This window comes from Streptomyces sp. NBC_01116 (genome assembly GCF_041435495.1).
Classification (GTDB): domain Bacteria; phylum Actinomycetota; class Actinomycetes; order Streptomycetales; family Streptomycetaceae; genus Streptomyces.
Window position 1 is genome coordinate 1,197,083 of sequence record NZ_CP108644.1, and the last position, 16,190, is coordinate 1,213,272.

General features: G+C 74.4%; 8 protein-coding genes. 1 reads left to right on the top strand and 7 read right to left on the bottom strand.

Annotation, left to right across the window (positions count from 1 at the left end):
- Positions 1–11: 11 nt before the first annotated feature.
- Positions 12–455: a roadblock/LC7 domain-containing protein gene (locus tag OG245_RS05045; protein ID WP_371622344.1), complete on the bottom strand. Its 444-nt coding sequence runs from the start codon at positions 453–455 to the stop codon at positions 12–14.
- Entirely contained in the window at positions 452–3,613 is a 3,162-nt protein-coding gene (locus tag OG245_RS05050; RefSeq protein ID WP_371622345.1) for a nitrate- and nitrite sensing domain-containing protein, read from the bottom strand. Before OG245_RS05050 ends, OG245_RS05045 begins: the two co-directional genes overlap by 4 nt.
- 622 nt (positions 3,614–4,235) lie before the next feature.
- On the opposite strand from OG245_RS05050, the gene OG245_RS05055 reads away from it, so the two are divergent.
- Positions 4,236–4,589: a hypothetical protein gene (locus tag OG245_RS05055; protein ID WP_371627811.1), complete on the top strand. Its 354-nt coding sequence runs from the start codon at positions 4,236–4,238 to the stop codon at positions 4,587–4,589.
- A 98-nt stretch (positions 4,590–4,687) separates the two neighbouring features.
- On the opposite strand, the gene OG245_RS05060 is transcribed toward OG245_RS05055, so the two are convergent.
- The 5 genes from OG245_RS05060 to OG245_RS05080 all read right to left on the bottom strand — a co-directional run bounded on the left by OG245_RS05060 (position 4,688) and on the right by OG245_RS05080 (position 16,014).
- Positions 4,688–9,457 (bottom strand): hypothetical protein, encoded by a 4,770-nt coding sequence (locus OG245_RS05060; protein WP_371622346.1) that lies wholly within the window; start codon positions 9,455–9,457, stop codon positions 4,688–4,690.
- A gap of 96 nt (positions 9,458–9,553) precedes the next feature.
- Complete coding sequence (locus tag OG245_RS05065) at positions 9,554–10,498, bottom strand: hypothetical protein (RefSeq protein ID WP_371622347.1); 945 nt, start codon at positions 10,496–10,498, stop codon at positions 9,554–9,556.
- Entirely contained in the window at positions 10,495–10,629 is a 135-nt protein-coding gene (locus tag OG245_RS05070) for a hypothetical protein (RefSeq protein WP_371622348.1), read from the bottom strand. Before OG245_RS05070 ends, OG245_RS05065 begins: the two co-directional genes overlap by 4 nt.
- Positions 10,626–12,155, bottom strand: a complete 1,530-nt coding sequence (locus tag OG245_RS05075) for a hypothetical protein (protein WP_371622349.1) — start codon at positions 12,153–12,155, stop codon at positions 10,626–10,628. The genes OG245_RS05070 and OG245_RS05075 overlap by 4 nt, the downstream gene beginning before the upstream one ends.
- 82 nt (positions 12,156–12,237) lie before the next feature.
- Positions 12,238–16,014, bottom strand: coding sequence for a hydantoinase B/oxoprolinase family protein (locus tag OG245_RS05080; protein WP_371622350.1), 3,777 nt, complete (start codon positions 16,012–16,014; stop codon positions 12,238–12,240).
- Positions 16,015–16,190 lie beyond the last annotated feature (176 nt).

A 16,190-nucleotide genomic window follows, 5' to 3' on the forward strand; every position in this document is an offset into this window, starting at 1 on the left:
GCCCGCCACCCTCACCCTCCGGCGGACAGACCGGTCGTCCGTGGGGCGTTGGCGAGATGGGCCCCCACGCGCTTGACCATCAGTGTCATCTCGTACGCGACCTGGCCCACGTCGGAGTCGGCGTCCGCCAGGACGGCGAGACAGCTCCCGTCGCCGGCGGCCGTGACGAAGAGGAACGCCTCGTCCAGTTCGACGACGGTCTGGCGCACCCGGCCCGCGTCGAAGTGGTGGCCCACTCCCTTGGCGAGGCTGTGGAACCCGGAGGCCACGGCGGCGAGGTGCTCGCTGTCCTCGCGGGTCAGGTCCGCCGAGGCGCCGGTGGCGAGACCGTCGCTGGAGAGCACCAGCGCCTTGCGGATGCTGGCGACGCGCTGGACGAGTTCGTCGAGCAGCCAGTTCAGTTCGCCCGAGCCGTGGCGTGCGGGGTTGTGTGCTGCGGCGTTCGGTGCGGTCATCGACCGTCCCCTCCCGGAGTGGTTCCTGGTGCTGTGCCACCGGGGCCGCCGGTGGGCTCGGTGTCCTCGGTGTTCGCGGTGGCTTCGGTGGTGTCGGTACGCGCGGTGGGCGCGGTGGGTTCGGTGTCCGCCGTGCTTCCGGTGGATTCGGCGGCGTTCTGCCGGCGGCCGCGCTGCCAGCCCCGCTGGAGCGAGGCCATGCGGTCGCGTACCTCGTCCGCGTCGCGCTCGCCGTCGTCGTAGGTGTCCACGGGCGCCCGCTGCGGGGTCCGGTCCGCGGATTCCTCGCGGAGCTGACGGGCGAGGCTGGCCTGCCGGACCCGCCGGGGCAGTCCGCCCACGGTGTCGGGCTCCGGTGGGGCGGCCGGCTCAGGGGTCCCTTCGTGCCGTGTCCCGGGGGTCGGGGACGGCCCTGTGGCCCGTGGGGCTCGCGTGGCGTGTGACGGCTCAGTGACGCGGGATGCTCCTGCGGCACGCGAGGGCTCGGTCGCGCGGGATGCCTCTGCCGGGCGGGATGCCTCGGTTGTCGCGCGGGGTGCCTCTGCCGTGCGGTGTGCCTCGGTCGTGCGGTGCGCGGCGGCTCGTACGGTCCAGGGCGCGTCGGAGGCCCCGGTCCTGTGTGCCGCCCCGGGTGGCCGGTCGGCGGTGTGCGGGACCGGACCGGTGGCCTTCGCGGGGGTCTCGGCCGGGTCGTCCCCCGGGGTGTCGACCCGGCGGCCCCGGTCGGAGACCAGCGTCGGGGTGCGGCGCGGCAGCGGAACGGGTCCGGCGGGGCGCATCGGGCGCACCTCCGCCGTGGACTCGTCGCCGTGGTCGCGGGCCTGCTGGTGCTGGTCCCGGTCGGCCGCCCGGCGCATGCCGCCGGGCTCGTCGCGACGGGAGCCCCGGTCGTCCTCGCGGCGCAGGTCCCGGGCGCGGAAGATGCCGCCGCGCTCGCTCTCGGTGTCCTCCAGGTCGGACACGCCGTCCAGGACCGGGCCCAGGGCCGGGTCCAGCTCGGGGTCGGGATCGGGTGACCGGTCCAGCCGGTCGCCGGTGAAGTCCAGCGGGCCGACCGGGGCCTCCAGCTCGACCGGCCCGTCCAGGACACCCGGTGCGGTGAGTCCGGTGGGGACCGGGGACAGGGACGTCGACCTGCCGTTGACGCGGCGCTCCCCGCCCGTGGCCGTGGTCCGCTCGCCCTGCGCCGCCTCCGGGCCGCGGCCGCTGCCGATCGCGCGCTCGGCGCGGCGGTCGAGGCGGAACCCGGTGCCGTGGGTGTCGGGGGCGTCGGTGAGCAGCGCCGCGGGGATGAACACGACCGCGGTGGTGCCCCCGTACGGTGATTTCTGGAGGGAGACGCGGACGTTCTGCCGCTGGGCGAGCCGGCTGACGACGAACAGGCCCAGCCGGTCGGTGTCGGAGAGCTCGAAGTCGGGGGTCTCGGCGAGCCGCAGATTCGCGTCGAGGAGGATCTCGGGGGCCATGCCGAGGCCCCGGTCGTGGATCTCGAGCGTGAAGCCGTTGGAGACGCGTTCGCCGTGCACCTGGACCGCGGTGTGCGGGGGCGAGAAGACGGTGGCGTTCTCCAGGAGTTCGGCGATCAGATGGGTGAGGTCGGCCACGGCGGGGCCGCCCACGCCGATCCGGGGCAGGCGCCGGACCTCGATGCGTTCGTAGTCCTCGACCTCGGCGACGGCGGCCCGCACGACGTCCATCAGCTGGATGGGCTTGCGCCACTGGCGGGAGGGTGCGGCGCCGGAGAGGATCACGAGGCCCTCGGCGTGGCGCCGCATGCGGGTGGTGAGGTGGTCGAGGCGGAACAGGTCGGCCAGCTCGTCGCCGTTCTCGGTACGGCGCTCCATCGCGTCCAGCAGCGTGAGCTGACGGTGCAGGAGGACCTGGTTGCGGCGGGCGAGGTTGACGAAGACCTCGGAAACGCCGCGGCGCATGTCCGCCTGCTTGACCGCGGCCTCGACGGCGGCCCGCTGGAGGGTGTTGAGCGCCTGTCCGACCTGGCCGATCTCGTCGGGCTCGTAACTGAGGTGCGGGGCCTCGGTCTCGACGTCCACCTGCTCGCCCGCGGCCAGCCGGCGCATGACGCTCGGCAGCCGGACGCCGGAGACCTCGTGGGCGTCCTTGCGCAGCCGGGAGAGGTCGCGGACGAGCTCACGGCCGATGCGTACGGAGACGAAGACGGAGACGATCAGGGCCAGGAAGCCGAGGATCCCGGCGATCCCGGCCTGGGCCAGGACCCGGTACGCGGCCGGCTCGGAACGGTCCTGGAAACGGTTGCCCATCTCCGTGGCGTCGCCCGCCAGCCGGTCGAGGACGAGGCCGGCCGACTCCTCCCAGCGGTCGGCGTCGACGGCGCGGGGGCTCTTCGTCGGACCGGCGGCGATCAGGGTGTCCTCGGCGGTGCGCAGCGGTTCGGTGTCGGGGCTGCCCCAGAACTGCTCGACGCGTCGGCGCTCGGCTGCCGGCAGGTGCTCCAGGTTGACCTCGTAGAGCAGTTCGCGCTGGGCCACGAGGCCGGATATCCGGCGCAGTTCGGAGGTGGTGAAGCGGCCCGCGATGAGGCCCGACGCGATCAGCGCGTCCTCGCGGGAGAGCATCTCGCGGGCCCGGGACACCCCGACCAAGCCCCGCATCTGCTTGTCCATCGACACGTTCTCCAGGGTGTGGAGTCCGTTGAGGAAGCGGTACGAGGGGTCGACGAGGCCGTTGTAGAAGTCCATCGCCTTCGCCCGGCCGATGGTGCGCTTCTCGACCGATTCGCGCAGGGCGTCCAGTCCGTCGAGTGCGCTGAGGATCGCGTCCAGGCGGTCGGCGTCGGAGTCGGTCAGCGCCTCCCGGACTTCCTGCTCCCGGGCGTTCTCCCTGACCTCGCCCACGATGCGGTCGGTGGCGGCGCGTTGGCCCATGAGCACGGGGAGCGCGTCGGAGGCCCGGGGATCGGCGAGGAAGACCAGCGTCTGCCGTCGCTCGCCCTGGACGGCGCGGACGGCGTCCTCCAGCGGGTGGCCGACCTTCTCCACGATGGATCCGGCGCTCAGCAGCTCATCGGCCTGACGGCCGGTGATGTAGGTCGCGAAGACCCAGAGGCCTGTGAGGGAGACGAGCGGCACCAGCAGCAACGCCACGATCTTCCTGCGGATGGACTTCCCGCGAAAGCGCATGGCCTCCCCCAGATCGGCCCCGCATCGCGGGGGTGGTCTTCTCCCGGTCGTCCCTCGGCCCGGCCCCGCCGCGCACCGTGCGTACACCGGCGCGCATCGGGCGGACGCGGGCGAGGTCCGTCCTGCGTCAATAAACGGCGCGAGCCTACTACCGACACACAGACAACTCGAAGACACGTCCGGATGATTTTCAGCCGCCCGCACTGGACTTGATCATGAGTTGTCCCGGTATTCCCGGAGATGAAATTCGCGAAAGCGACAGTGGACACCCACTGGATCTGTCGGCGCCGACACGTATCGGTTGGCTGGAATTATTCGCTCCGTGCCCTTCTGCGCCCTGCGAGCGTTTTCAGGGGAATCTTCGGGACGAGTGGTTCGTCCATATGTACGGGGTAGACGCACGGTGGGGTCGTGCGCGGCAGGACGGACGTGTTCCGCCCGCGTAGAACCGGCGCAAGCCGGGCAGCCACCCTGAAGTCGGACAGTGGTGGGGAGTTGAAGGTCCTTGAGCACGCAGGAACGCGGGAGCGCCGGAGCACCGGCGGCCGCGGATACGGAAGCCGCGGACGGGGCACGGGTCCCGCGGCAGTTGTGGGTGGAGGAGCCGGCGTCGAAGCGCCGGATGCCCGACGCGGTGCGGACGGCGGCCGTGCGGGCCGTGCTCATCATGTCGCTGACGATCATCCAGGCGATGGTCGCCTTCCTGAGCACCTTGACCGGCTCCTGGCTGGCCTTCCCGATGGTGCTCAGCAGTGTGGCCAGCACGGTGGTCGCCACCTGGTCGGTACTCGACGTCTGGGTGACCCGCCAGGTGTGGAACCAGCGCAACGGGGTGGTGTCCGTGCCGAGCAGCTCGGCCCGGCAGATACGCCGTGAGCGGCGCCGGTCCCGCCGGGCCGAGCGGGCGGCCGAGCGGGACGGCACGGGCGGTGGCATAGGCGACCGCCGGAAGACCGGAGACCTCTCCCGGGCCTGATCGGGGACCGCCATCGGCATCGCCGCCACCGCCACCGCCACCGCCACCGTCGCCGCCGAGCAGAACCGCTCGGCGGCGACGGCGGTGGCGGTCCGTGGCTACGCGCCGGACCGCGGTGCCGGGGTTTCGGCGGCGGTCTGCTCGTTCCTCCTGAACATGCGGGTCGCCGTGATCTCGCCGTGGACCGTCTCCCCGTCCGGGTCCTGCTGCGGCAGACCGGGGCGCAGATGCTCCTCCACGCTGATGTACTTGAGTCCGGCCCTCAGGTCCGCGTCGTTGCGCAGCCGGATGACGAGAGGGAACTCGGCGAGCGCGGTCGTGTCGAACAGGCCGGTCGTGTAGAGCAGTTGCACGCCCAGCGCGTCCGACACCGCCCGCTGGAGCTCCAGCAGGTACGTGGCGTTGGCGCGGCCGATCGGATTGTCGAGGAACAGGGTCCCCGCGTGCCGATGGCGGTCGCGGCCCCGGTCGTTGCTGCGCAGCGCCGCCATCGTGCAGTACAGGGCGATGGCGGCGGTGAGCAGCTGCCCGCCGGAGAAGACGTCGCCCATCTGCCCGACGGGGACCCGCTCGGCGCGCAGCACGGCGTCCGGCTTGAGGATCTCCACCGCGATGCCCTTGGGCCGCAGCGCCGCCTCCACGCCCCTCAGCAGCAGGGACATGCCGTCCCGGCGCAGGTCGGAATTCTTCTTGAGGGCGGCGTGGGTGGCCTCGTCGACGACCTCGCCGAGGCGTTCGGTGAGGGTGGCCTGGTCGGGTTCCTCGAAGCGGATCCGGAGGAACTCCTGGCCCGACCACTCCCCCAGTCCTTCGGGGAGCTGGGAGAGCCGCTGGGCGGAGCGCAGGGTGGTGAGCGCGGAGTCGACCAGGCCGCGCAGCCGGTCGACGATCGAGTCGCGGTTGCGCTCCAGCTGGATCAGCTCGTCGGTGAGGACGCGCAGCCGGGGGGCGAAGGCGTCGGCCCACTTCTGGGCGTGCTCGGGCAGCGCCGAGGCGGGCAGCTCGCGGATCTGCTGGCGGGCGGGGGTGCGGACCTGCTCGTACCGGGTGGAGTTGGCGTGCCGGACGAGGACGTCGCTCGCTTCCCGGACGGCGCTCTCGGCCGCCGAGAGGTCGGCGTTGCAGCCGCGCAGGGAGCGGCGGGACTCGGCGGCGGACTGCCGGGCCTCCTCCAGGGTGCCGGGGTAGGGGTCGGGGTGCTCGGTCCCGTCCTCCGTGCCGTGGTCGCGCAGGAGGTCCCGCAGCAGGGCTGCCGTCTCGTCGAAGCCGCCGGCGGAGTCCTCGGCGGTGCGGTGGGCGTGCAGAAGCTCGCTGTGGGCGGCGCGGGCGGTGTCCAGGGCCCCGGTGGCGGCGGCCAGCTCGGCGGTTGCGGTACGCAGGAGGGCCTGGGCCCTTTCGGCGTCGGCCGGTACGAGCTCGTCCGGCAGTTCGGTGTGGTGCTGCCGCTCGTCGTCGGGGGCGAGCCGCTCGGCCTCGCCGCGCAGCCGTCCCAGGTGCTCGCTGGCGGTGGAGGCGCGGGTCTCCAGGAGCTGGACGTGTGCCTCGGCGCGGGCGGCGGCGGCCTGGCGGGAGGGCCCGTCGGCTCCGTCGGTGCCCTCCAGGAGCTGCGCGGCGCGGGTGCGGACCTTGTTGGTGAGGCGGTCCAGCTCCGCGAGGGCGGCGCTCTCGTCGCTCTCGGCGCGGGCCTGTTCGGCGCGCAGGTCGGCGCCGACGCCGACCTTCTCGTACAGCTGGGACGCGGCCCGGTAGGCCTCGCGCAGAGTGGGCAGGGCGGTGCGGGCCGCGGTCGCGTCCGGCTCGGGGAGGACTTCGGGGACGCCGGCGATCTCGGCGCGCTCGGCCCGCAGGGCGCGGGCGGTGCGGCGGGCGTCGTCCCCGGCGCGTTGGGCGGCCCTGCGGTCCTCGTCGGCGGCGCGGGCGAGGTCGAGGCAGACGGCGGCGCGGGCCTCGGACTCGGCGGCCTCGTCGACCAGTTCGCGCAGCCGGACCTGCCAGCCGGCCCGCTCCCGCAGCCGGTGGGCGAGCCCGGCCAGGGCGTCGGCGGCGCGGCGGGCCCGCTGGGCGGCTTCCTGGCGCTCGTCGCGGACGCGGGCGGTGTCGGCCGCGGTCTCGTCGGCCTCGGCGCGGGCGGTGCGGGCCTCGGCGAGGACGGCTTCGGCGCTCTCGGTCGCCGTACGGGCGGTGGTGGCGGCCTCGGCCAGTTCGGTGAGCATGCCGGGCGGGCAGTCCGCGCGCCAGGAGCCGATGCGGGCGGCGAGGGCGCGGTCCCCGGAGAGGCGGGCGGCGAGCGTCCTGATGTCCTCGTCGCGGGCGGCGGCGCGGCTGCGCAGCGCGTGGCGCTCCTCGTCGGCGGCGTGTTCGTCGTGCATGGCCGGGTTCGGCGGGACGAGGAAGACGCCGTCGTGCTGCGCGTCGGAGCCGGGGGCCGGGACGGGGGCGAGGAGGGCGGCGGCGGTGCCGACGGCCACGGCAGACCGGGGCAGCAGGGCAGCGCTGCCGAGGACCTCGCGGGCGCGGGTGTGGGCGTCGGGGTCGGTGATGACGACACCGTCGACGAGCTCCGGGCGGGCGGCGAGGACGGTGGCGTGGTCGGCCGGGTCGACGGCCTGTGCCAGGTAGCGCCAGCCGGGCAGGGCGGGGATGCCGTGCTCGCCGAGATACTCGACGGTGGCGAGGACGTCGGGTCCTGGCGGCAGCAGCCCGCCCTCGCCGAGCGCGCCGAGGATGCGGGCGTCGTCGGCTGCGGCGGTGCGCAGGTCGAAGAGGCGGCGTTCGGCGCCGGCCACGGACTGGTCGAGGAGGTCGCGCAGCTCGTCGGCGCCGCGGTCGAACTCCTCGGCGGTCAGCGGCTGCTGGGCGGCGGCGGGCTGGTCGGCGAGGGCCACCGCGCGGTCGGCGGCCGGTTCGGCGGCGGTGTCCGCGCCGTCGCCGCCCGTCCGGCCGGGGCCGGCGGTGGTGGCGGTCCGGTCGGGTCCCGGGGCCTCGTCGGCGGCTTCCCGGCGCGGGTGCGGGACGCCGGTGGTGGAGGGCAGGCCCAGCAGGTCCGCGAGTCGGGGGTCGGCGGCGATGGAGGCCGCGGCGCGGAACTCGTCCTCGTGGCTCTGCTCGGCCGCCCTGGCCCCGTCGGCGGCGCGGGCGGCGGCCAGATCGGCGCGGCTCTCGGCGACGGCCGCCTCACGGGCGGTGTCGGCGGCGGCGCGCGCGGCTTCGCGGGCGGTGTCCCAGGCGGCGACGGCAGACTGTTCGGCATCGCTGGCGGCGAGGGCCGCGCGGGCGGGGTCGGCGTCGGGCGCGGTGTCGTCGAGCCAGCCGGCCCGGACGGCTTCGGCGGTCTCCTGGCCGACTTCGGCGAGGCGCTGGCGCAGGTGTCCGGCCTCGCTGCGGGCGCGCTGGGCCTCGGTGGCGGCGACGGTGGCGTCGCGGTGGGCGCGTTCGCCGGTGGCCTGGAGGGTGTCGGAGCGCTCCTCCTCCTCGTTGGCGACGCGCTCGCCCTCCTCGGCGGCCCTGTGCAGGGCGCGGACGAGGTCGGTGGCGGCGGCGCTGCGGGCGGCGAGGGCGGGGGCGGCGTCGCGTTCGGCCTCGCGGATGGCGGCGGCGACCCTGGCGGAGCGGTCGGCGGCGGCGCGGTGGCGCAGGACGGCCTCGGCGGCCTGCCAGGCGGCGTGCAGGGTGCGGGCCTCGACCAGCTCCTTGCGGCCGGCGGCGGCGCTCTTCTCGCCGGCGGCCAGGGCCAGCGAGGCGTGCCGGTAGGCCAGTTCGGCGGCGATCAGGGACCGGCTGCCCCGGGTGGACTCGGCCTCGGTGACGGTGTGGGCTGCGGCGGTGACCCGTTCGGCCAGCTCGGCGGTGCGGCCGCGCTCCTCGGCGGCGCGGGCGGTCAGCCGGCGGGCCAGGGTGCGGGTGCGGCGCTCGGCGCCGGCGTGGATGTCGCGGGTGCGGGCGCGGGTGTCGGTGGCCTCGACGATCCGGCCCAGGAGGTCCACGGAGCCCGCGGTGAAGTCGCGTTCGGCGGTCAGCTCGGCGCGGCGGCCCAGCTTGTTGCCGAAGCCGCTGACCAGGTCGGCGAGTCCGTCGGTGTCGCGGGTGTCGGTGACGGCGCGGAGCAGGAGGTCGGTGAAGTCGGAGTCCTTCTTCACCGCGAAGAGCCCGGCGGCCTCGCCCTCGTCGGCGTTCATCTCGCGCTGGTAGCGGAAGAGTTCGGGGTCGAGGCCGAGGTCGCCGAGGTGTTCGTTCCAGCGGTCGTGGATCTCTTCCCAGTGCACGTCGAGGTGCGCGTAGAACTTGCCCGCGTCCATCAGCGCGTCGCGGAAGCCCTTCATGGTGCGCCGCCTGCCGCGTGCGCCGGAGACGCCTTCGGCGGGGCGGCCCACGGCGGAGGACTCGGCGACGGGCAGGCTGTCCAGGCTGAGCCCGGGGCCGGGCCGGAACGAATACCAGGCCTCGGCGAACTTGCGGGGGTCGCCAGAGACCTGACGGCCGCGCCACTCGCTCACCTTGCCGACCACGACGCACTCGCCGGTGAGGGTGTGCTGCCACTCCAGGGCGACGTGCCCGCAGTCGTCGGCCAGGAGGAACTTGCGCAGCACGCCGGAGCTGGCGCCGCCGAGGGTGTTGCGGTGGCCGGGGAGCATCACCGAGAAGATCAGCTTGAGCAGGACGGACTTGCCGCCGCCGTTCTCCAGGAAGAGGACGCCCGCGGGGGCGGGGCGGCGGGGCGGGCCGACCGCCTCGTCCTCGAAGAACTCCGCCTGGGCGGGGGCGGGGCTGGGAACGGGTGCGCCGACGCCGCGCAGGTCGAGGACGGTGTCGGCGTAGCGCGCACCGGCAGGCCCGATGGAGTAGAGGCGGACCCGGGACAACTCGTACATGGCGGCGGACTCTCGTCGTTCGGTGAGCGGGGGCGGAGCGGCAGGTGCGGGGTGTGCGGGCCGGTCGGTAACGGCCGGTCGGGTGGGAAGGGAAGGTCAGGAGTGGAAGGGCAGCCCCGCGTCGGCGGCCAGCTCCATGCTGTCGGGGTCGGGCGGCGGCAGCAGGGTGGCGGAGCCGTCGGTGACGGGGACGACGCCGAGCTCCAGCAGTTCGGCCATGGCGGCGCCGCCCGCCAGGTCGCGGACCTGGAGCTGGTAGCGGGCGGTGGTGCGGTAGGCGCCGCCCGCGTCGTCGCCGGTGCGCTGGAGGAAGCCGGAGTCGGTGAGGAAGGCGACGGCCTTGCCGATGATGCCGGTGGTGGATCCGGCGAGCCGGCGGGCGTCCTTGGTCGCGCCGGTGGAGCTGCGGCGGGCGTAGATCCGCCAGCCGGCTTCGAGTCCGGGGGCGTCGCTGGCCGGGTCGGTGTTGTCGCCCTGCTCCTCGGCCCGCTCCTCCAGTCGGTGGCAGGCCTGGCGTACGAAGGCGTCGACGCCGTTGACCGTGATGCGGCCGATGTAGGCGTCGTCGGCGAGGTCCTCGGGGCGGGGGAAGGCCAGGGCGGCGACGGCGAGGTGGGCGAGGCCGTGCAGGAAGCGGTCGGCGGCGTCGGAGGAGGCGCGGCGGGCGTAGTCGCCCATGCGGACGGCGAAGACGGAGTCCTCACCCGCGGTCACGGCCATCCCGGCGCGCGGGGAGACCTCCAGGACAATGAGGCCGAGGCCGGTGGCGACGGCGTCGGCGAGCCGGGCGAAGGCGCTCTCCTCGCGGTAGCGCCGCAGCAGGTCGGCGTATTCGGCGTCGCGGGCGGGCAGCAGCTTGGGCTGGAGCCCGAAGGAGACCAGCCGGGCGGCGTCGGCCGCGTCGGCCGGCGTGACGGGCGGCTGCCCGGCGGGCGCGGCGGCGCCCGGGTGCGCGAAGTCGCCCGCGTAGGGGGTGGGGGGCCCGGCGTGCGCGGAGGGCTCGGTCCACGCGTCGGCGTGCTCGGCGTCGTGGTCGCTCACGGCTGGGACTCCTCGGTACGGAAGACGTGCTGGTGCGGAAGGAGGGCGGGCCCGGTCGCGGCGGAGGGCGCGGAGCGGTGCACGGCGGAGGCCGCGGAGCGGTGCGCGGCGGAGGCCGCGGGGCCTGTCACGAGGCCTCCTTGCGGTCGGCGGCCATGCCGACGGCGTCCAGCAGGGCGGTGCCCACGATCAGGTCGGCGCCACCGAACTCCGGGTCGTCCAGCTGCGCGCCGTCGTCCACGGCGAACAGCAGGCGTCGTTCGCCCTGGCGGTAGGCGGTACCGACCGGCGGGCTGGCTGCGTGAACGGCGAGCAGGGCGACCAGGTAGGGCAGGTCGGTGTCTCCTGTGTCGCGGGCCTCGGCGAGCAGTCCGGAGAGCCGGCGCGGGGCGTCGTGCTCCAGGTCGAGCAGGGTCATGGCGCGGGCGAGCTGCTCCTCGCTGAACCGGCTGTCGTCGGGGGTGGCGATGAGGTCGGGCTCGGGCATCTCCGCGCCCAGGTGCTCGCGCTCCAGCGGCGGGGTGAGCAGCAGGTCGACCAGGTCCGCGACCCGTACGGACGTGGGCGTGCGCAGTCCGGTGCCGTGGGCGAAGAAGGCGTCGGTGGCCCGGGTGGACTGCTCGACGGGGAGGGGAAGGAGCGGGGCGAGCAGCTGCCCGTACAGATCGAGGCCCGCGTGGGCGGTGGGCGGGGCGAACGCCTGCCGGTCCTGCTCCGCGCGGAAGAGGGGGCCCGCCTCCAGGAGCCGGGACTGGAGCTGGGTGTGGCGGCGGATGCAGTCCTTGACGATGTCGACCAGCTCGGCGGCCCGGCGCTTGTGCTCGGGGTCCTCGGCCTCGTCGCGGGCCTTGCGGATGTTGGTGAGGATCGCGTTCTCGTGGCGGTAGCGGTCGGCCACGTGGTCGAGGGCCTCGGCGATCATGTCCGGGACGGTGTGGAGCCAGTCGACGGCGCGGACGTTGCGCCGGGTGGCCTCCAGGGTCCGGCGCAGGGTCTCGGCGTACTGCACGGTGCGGTAGCGGGCCTGTTCGGCGGCGAGCTGGGCGTCGGCGAGGCGGCCCCGGCTGATGAGGACCTCCAGCTTGACCTCGGCGGCGATCTGGGCGCTGGTGACATCGGTGTCCAGCGCGCCGACCAGGACGTTGACCGCTTCGTCGGTGGCGCGGAGGTAGACCGTGCCGCCGTAGCCCGGGACCTCTTCGATGAGCTTGAAGTCGTAGTCCCGGCGGACGTAGACCCCGTCGGGACCGAAGGTGCCGTAGACCGCGCGGAAGCCGCGGTCGACGCTGCCGACGTTGATCAGGTTCTCCAGGACCCAGCGGGCGACCCGTTCGTGCTCGGTGACGGGGCGGTCGGGGGCCTGGGCGCCGACCCGGGACAGCAGTCTGGCCACTATCTGGTCGTGGTCGGCACCGGTGTCGAAGTCCATGTTGAGCGTGACGTGGTCGATCGCGGCGAGGGCGACCTCCGCCATGGCGTACACCGTGTACTCGCCGGCCAGATTCGCCTTGCGGACATCGAGGTCGTGCAGCGGCGCCGTGCACGCGAGCGCGCGCAGCCGCCGCGAGAGCCCCTCGTCGGCGGCGGGGCCCGGGGCAGGCCGCGGCCCCGCGCTGAGCTGCGGCGAGGCGGTGTCCGGGTAGGCAGGCGAAGTCACGTGGGACAGATTAGGTCCTCGCACCGACAACGGTCGAAACGGCGTTTATGCGACCGGCCCCGTGCGGGCCTCCAGGCCGGCCTCACGTCCGTGCGGGTCCGTAGCCGCCGCCGCCCGGTGTGCGCACCACGAGCACGTCTCCGGCGTCGAGTTCGGCGGTGTCGCGGCCCTCCAGCGGGACCACTTCGCCTCCGGCCCGCTCGATGTGCTGCTCCCCGAGCGCCCCCGGCCCGCCGCCGCCCGCTCCGTACGGCGGGACACGGCGGTGTCCGGAGAGCAGGGCGACCGTGACCGGCTCCAGGAAGCGGATACGACGCTCGACCCCGTCGCCGCCGTGCCACCGCCCCGCTCCCCCGCTGCCGTCCCGGACGGTGAACCCCTCCAGCAGGGCGGGCAGCCGCCACTCCAGGATCTCGGGGTCGGTGAGCCGGGAGTTGGTCATATGGGTCTGTACGGCGTCGGCGCCGTCGAAGCCGTCCCCCGCACCCGAGCCGCTGGCGATCGTCTCGTAGTACTGGACGCGGTCGTTGCCGAAGGTGAGGTTGTTCATGGTGCCGGAGCCCTCGGCCTGGCCGCCGATCGCTCCGTACAGGGCTCCGGTGACCGCCTGGGAGGTCTCCACGTTGCCCGCGACGGTCGCCGCCGGGTAGGCGGGGTCGAGCATGGACCCGGGCGGGATCGTCACCTCCAGGGGTTCGAGGCAGCCGCTGTTGAGCGGGATGTCCTCCCCGACGAGGGTCCGGAAGACATAGAGGACGGCGGCCATGACGACGGACCGGGGCGCGTTGGCGTTGCCGGGCTGCTGGGGCGAGGTCCCGGTGAAGTCGAGGTGGGCGCCGCGGGCCTCCCGGTCCACGGTCAGCCGGACCTGGATCACGGCCCCGCCGTCGGTCTCGTAGCGGCAGTGCCCGTCGTGCAGTCCGGCGACGATGCGGCGTACGGACTCCTCGGCGTTGTCCTGGACGTGCCCCATGTAGGCGTCCACGACGTCGGCCCCGAACTGGTCGGTCATGCGCCGCAGTTCGGCGATGCCCTTCTCGTTGGCGGCGATCTGGGCGCGCAGGTCGGCGAGGTTGGCGTCCGGGTCGCGGGAGGGGTACGGGGCGGAGGTGAGCAGGTCGCGGGTCTCGTCCTCCAGGAGCCGGCCGTCGCGGACGAGCGGCCAGTTGTCGAAGAGGACGCCCTCCTCGTGGATCGTCCGGCTGAAGGCGGGCATGGAGCCGGGGGTGATGCCGCCGATCTCGGCGTGGTGGCCGCGCGAGGCGACCAGGAAGCGCAGGCGGCCGCGCTCCCCCGCCCCGCCCTCGTCGAACACGGGGGTCACCACGGTGACATCGGGCAGGTGGGTGCCGCCGTGGTACGGGTCGTTGACGGCGTACACGTCGCCGGGGCGCAGTCTCCCCCCGTTGCGCCGCAGGACCTCTTTGATCGACTCGCCCATCGAGCCGAGGTGCACCGGGATGTGCGGGGCGTTGGCGATCAGGTTGCCCTCGGCGTCGAACAGGGCGCAGGAGAAGTCGAGGCGCTCCTTGATGTTGACCGAGTGGGCGGTGCTCTCCAGCCGGACGCCCATCTGCTCGGCGATCGACATGAAGAGGTTGTTGAAGACCTCCAGCATCACCGGGTCCACCCGGGTGCCGACGGCGGTGCGTTCGGGCCGGGGGCGGCCGCGGGTGAGGACGAGATGTCCGGTGGGGGCCGCTTCCGCCCGCCAGCCGGGGTCGACGACGGTGGTGGCGTCGTCCTCGGCGACGACGGCGGGCCCGGTGACGGTGTCGGCGGGGCGCAGGTCCGACCGGCGGTACAGCGGGGCCCGCTGCCATCGCCCCTCGGCGTACAGGTCCACGGTGTCGGCCGGGCGCGGCGGGGTGCCGGGGTCGCCGTCGCGCGGACCGGTGCCGGCGGCGGGCGCGGCATCACCGGTCGCATCGGCACCACAGGCACCGCCGGCATCACGGGTCGCATCGGCACGACCGGCATCACTGGTCGCATCGGCACGACCGGCATCACTGGTCGCATCGGCACGACCGGCATCACTGGTCGCATCAGTCGCACCGGTCTCAGCGGTGGCATCGGTCGCTCCGGTGGCTTCCACCGTGACCGTTTCCACGACGACGGGCTTGTCCATCGTGAAGCCGAACCGGGCCCGGTGGGCGGCGGCGAACGCCTCCGCCATGGCGGTCTCCGTGTCCAGGTCCACCGGCAGCGCCGCGTCCGTCCCGGCGTACCGCAGCAGGACGCGGGCCTGCGTGGTGATCGCGGAGTCCGGCGTTCCGTCGGCGCGCAGGGCTTCGCGGGTACGGTCGGCCAGCTCCGCGCAGAGCCTCTCCACACGCTCCCGGGCGGCCCGGTCGAGCTGCTCCTCCACCGACTGCTCGCGCATGGCGGTGGCGTCGGCCAGGCCGATGCCGTAGGCGGAGAGCACCCCGGCGAGCGGGGGGACGAGGACCGTGTCGATGCCCAGGGCGTCGGCGACCGCGCAGACGTGCTGGCCGCCCGCGCCGCCGAAGCCGGTCAGCGCGTAGCGGGTGATGTCGTGGCCGCGCTGCACGGAGATCTTCTTGACGGCGTTGGCCATGTTGAGCACGGCGATCTCCAGGAAGCCCGCAGCCGCTTCCGCCTCGTCCGGCCGTCGCCCGGTGGCGCGCCCCACCTCGTCGGCGAGCGCCGAGAACCGCTTCCGTACCAGGTCGGCGTCGAGCGGGAGGCCTCCGTCCTCGCCGAAGACCGCCGGGAAGTGGCCGGGCTGGACCCGGCCGAGCATCACGTTGGCGTCGGTGACGGTGAGGGGACCGCCCCGGCGGTAGCAGGCGGGGCCGGGGTCGGCGCCGGCCGAGTCGGGGCCGACGCGGTAGCGGCTGCCGTCGAAGTGCAGGACGGAGCCGCCGCCGGCCGCGACGGTGTGGATGCTCATCATCGGGGCGCGCATCCGGACCCCGGCGACCTCGGTGCCCAGCTCCCGTTCGAACGCGCCGGCGTAGTGGGAGACGTCGGTGGAGGTGCCGCCCATGTCGAACCCGATGACGCGGTCGTATCCGGCCTGCCGCGACGTGCGGACCATGCCGACGACGCCTCCGGCCGGGCCGGAGAGGACGGCGTCCTTGCCGCGGAACCGGGCGGCTTCGCGCAGGCCGCCGTTGGACTGGAGGAACATCAGCCGGATCCCGTCGAGGCGGGCCGCGACCTCGTCGACGTACCGGCGCAGGACGGGCGAGAGGTAGGCGTCGACGACCGTGGTGTCGCCGCGGGGGACGAGCCTGATCAGCGGGCTGACCTCGTGGGAGCTGCTGACCTGGGTGAATCCCGCCTCGCGGGCCGCCTCGGCGACGGCCCGTTCGTGGGCGGGGTAGCGGTAGCCGTGCATCAGGACGACGGCGGCGCTGCGCAGACCGTCGGCGTGCGCGGCGCGCAACTGTTCGCGTACGGGGTCGAGTTCGAGAGGGCGTACGGTGCGGCCGCGGGCATCGAGGCGTTCGGGGACCTCGATCACGCGCTCGTGGACGGACTCGGGCAGGACGATGTGCCGGTCGAAGAGACGGGGACGGTTCTGGTACGCGATCCGCAGCGCGTCGCGGAATCCTTCGGTGATCAGCAGGACGGTCGGCTCGCCCCGTCGCTCCAGCAGGGCGTTGGTGGCGACCGTGGTGCCCATCCGGACGGCGGCGACCCGGTCGGCGGGCACCGGTTCGCCGGGGCCCAGGCCGAGGAGCAGCCGGATTCCGGCGACGGCCGCGTCGTCGTAGCGGCCGGGGTCGTGGGAGAGGAGCTTGCGGGTGATCAGGCGGCCGTCGGGACGGCGGCCCACCACATCGGTGAAGGTGCCGCCCCGGTCGATCCAGAACTCCCAGCGTCCGGTCATGGCGCCATTCTGTGCCCGCGCCCGCAGCCTCGCAGGGGGCGGAGCATCCGCAGGGTCTCGCTAGGGCGTGTTTCGAAAGTCCCGCCTGCTCGGCGACGCCTGGCACTTCCCCAAGCTCTCGGCTTCGCTCGAGCAGGGGAGGCCCCATCCCTCGCCGCGTTGTCGGGATCGCCCCG

Coding starts and splice junctions, on each gene's coding strand:
- OG245_RS05045 (WP_371622344.1), bottom strand. CDS start 455: ATGACCGCACCGAACGCCGCAGCACACAACCCCGCACGCCACGGCTCG.
- OG245_RS05050 (WP_371622345.1), bottom strand. CDS start 3,613: ATGCGCTTTCGCGGGAAGTCCATCCGCAGGAAGATCGTGGCGTTGCTG.
- OG245_RS05055 (WP_371627811.1), top strand. CDS start 4,236: ATGCCCGACGCGGTGCGGACGGCGGCCGTGCGGGCCGTGCTCATCATG.
- OG245_RS05060 (WP_371622346.1), bottom strand. CDS start 9,457: ATGTACGAGTTGTCCCGGGTCCGCCTCTACTCCATCGGGCCTGCCGGT.
- OG245_RS05080 (WP_371622350.1), bottom strand. CDS start 16,014: ATGACCGGACGCTGGGAGTTCTGGATCGACCGGGGCGGCACCTTCACC.